This window comes from Shinella sp. BE166, assembly GCF_051201095.1.
GTDB lineage: Bacteria > Pseudomonadota > Alphaproteobacteria > Rhizobiales > Rhizobiaceae > Shinella > Shinella lacus.
On the sequence record NZ_JBPEHL010000051.1, the window covers coordinates 1 to 2,500 of the forward strand.

At 54.7% G+C, this 2,500-nt stretch carries 1 tRNA gene and 2 rRNA genes (1 of these 3 cut by a window edge); all 3 read right to left on the reverse strand.

Annotation, left to right across the window (positions count from 1 at the left end):
- Positions 1 to 18: 18 nt before the first annotated feature.
- A tRNA-Met gene (locus J2Y63_RS35110) sits at positions 19 to 95 on the reverse strand.
- 195 nt (positions 96 to 290) lie between these two features.
- Positions 291 to 405 (reverse strand): 5S ribosomal RNA (gene rrf, locus J2Y63_RS35115).
- Positions 406 to 625: 220 nt separating this feature from the next.
- A 23S ribosomal RNA gene (locus J2Y63_RS35120) occupies positions 626 to 2,500 on the reverse strand (it continues 923 nt past the right edge of the window).

Genomic DNA, 2,500 nt, shown 5'->3' on the forward strand with positions numbered 1-2,500 from the left:
GGAGGGCTTTTTGATATTTGGTTGCGGGGGCAGGATTTGAACCTGCGGCCTTCAGGTTATGAGCCTGACGAGCTACCGGGCTGCTCCACCCCGCGTTATAGGTTTTTGCCTTCGGCAAAATACCGGTGCGATGAACCTGAGGGGTTCGTCGCTGCTGCCGAGCAAATTGCTTTGGCAATTTGTCTCGTGTTCCCGTGGCACCAAACAGAAAGGACCGCTTAGAGCGGCCCTTGGTCGGCTTGGGCCGAAGATGTGTCGAGAAGATTGTTTGATTATATTGCCATTAGCAGACCTGGCAGTGACCTACTCTCCCGCGTCTTAAGACGAAGTACCATTGGCGCTGGGGCGTTTCACGGCCGTGTTCGGAATGGGAACGGGTGCAGCCACCCCGCCATAACCACCAGGTCGGCTAAGGGCAATATATTGAGAAGCTGGTAGAGGAGGGCAAGCCTCCTCGTTTGTCTTAATTTTGTGAACACGTCTTTTCTTCTTTTGGGCAACGGAGCGAAGCTCCGCAAGGCCAGAGGCCGTCGCGCCTGATGGCGCGGCCCGTCCGGAGCACTTCGTGCGTCAGGACAGAAGAGATGGCTCATCGAATTTCATTCGATGAGCATGAACAATGAGAACGATCAAGCCAATCGAGCTATTAGTACCGGTAAGCTTCACACATTGCTGCGCTTCCACACCCGGCCTATCAACGTGGTCGTCTTCCACGGCTCTCAAGGGAATACTCGTTTTCAGGTTGGTTTCCCGCTTAGATGCCTTCAGCGGTTATCCATTCCATATATAGCTACCCTGCTATGCCCTTGGCAGGACAACAGGTCCACCAGAGATATGTCCATCCCGGTCCTCTCGTACTAGGGACAGATCCTGTCAATATTCCTACACCCACGGCAGATAGGGACCGAACTGTCTCACGACGTTCTGAACCCAGCTCACGTACCGCTTTAATTGGCGAACAGCCAAACCCTTGGGACCTGCTCCAGCCCCAGGATGCGATGAGCCGACATCGAGGTGCCAAACAACCCCGTCGATATGGACTCTTGGGGGTCATCAGCCTGTTATCCCCGGCGTACCTTTTATCCGTTGAGCGATGGCCCTTCCACGCGGGACCACCGGATCACTATGACCGACTTTCGTCTCTGCTCGACTTGTCAGTCTCGCAGTCAGGCGGGCTTATGCCATTGCACTCGACGACCGATTTCCGACCGGTCTGAGCCCACCATCGCGCGCCTCCGTTACTCTTTCGGAGGCGACCGCCCCAGTCAAACTACCCACCATACACTGTCCCGGACCCGGATGACGGGCCGCGGTTAGACATCCATGACGATAAGGGTGGTATTTCAAGGATGGCTCCACGAGAACTGGCGTCCCCGCTTCAAAGCCTACCACCTATCCTACACATGCCGACACGAATGCCAGTGTAAAGCTATAGTAAAGGTGCACGGGGTCTTTCCGTCTAACCGCAGGAACCCCGCATCTTCACGGGGAATTCAATTTCACTGAGTCTCTGCTGGAGACAGCGGGGAAGTCGTTACGCCATTCGTGCAGGTCGGAACTTACCCGACAAGGAATTTCGCTACCTTAGGACCGTTATAGTTACGGCCGCCGTTTACTGGGGCTTCGATTCAAAGCTTGCACCTCTCCTCTTAACCTTCCAGCACCGGGCAGGCGTCAGACCCTATACGTCGTCTTGCGACTTCGCAGAGCCCTGTGTTTTTGATAAACAGTCGCTACCCCCTGGTCTGTGCCACCCCTCAACACTTGCGTGCAAAGGGGTCACGCTTCTTCCGAAGTTACGCGTGCAATTTGCCGAGTTCCTTCAGCAGAGTTCTCTCAAGCGCCTTGGTATGCTCTACCTGACCACCTGTGTCGGTTTCGGGTACGGTCTATACGGTGGGGCTATTTCCTGGAACCGCTTCCCCGCCCAGACAATCCAATAAGTCTGAACAAGTTACGCAATCCGTCACCACCACCAGGCCCACGAATATTAACGTGGTTCCCATCGACTACGCGTGTCCGCCTCGTCTTAGGGGCCGGCTAACCCTGCTCAGATTAACTTTAAGCAGGAACCCTTGGTCTTTCGGCGAGGGGGTCTCTCACCCCCTTTATCGTTACTCATGTCAACATTCGCACTTCCGATACCTCCAGGAGCCCTCACGGGTCTCCCTTCACAGGCTTACGGAACGCTCCGCTACCACACGTCTTGCGACGTATCCTCAGCTTCGGTGCATGGCTTTAGCCCCGTTACATTTTCGGCGCAAAGACCCTTAATTAGACCAGTGAGCTGTTACGCTTTCTTTAAATGATGGCTGCTTCTAAGCCAACATCCTGGTTGTTTTGGGATCCTCACATCCTTTCCCACTTAGCCATGACTTGGGGACCTTAGCTGGAGGTCAGGGTTGTTGCCCTTTTCACGACGGACGTTAGCACCCGCCGTGTGTCTGCCGACTAGTACTCCTCGGTATTCGGAGTTTGGTTAGGATCAGTAAGACGGTGA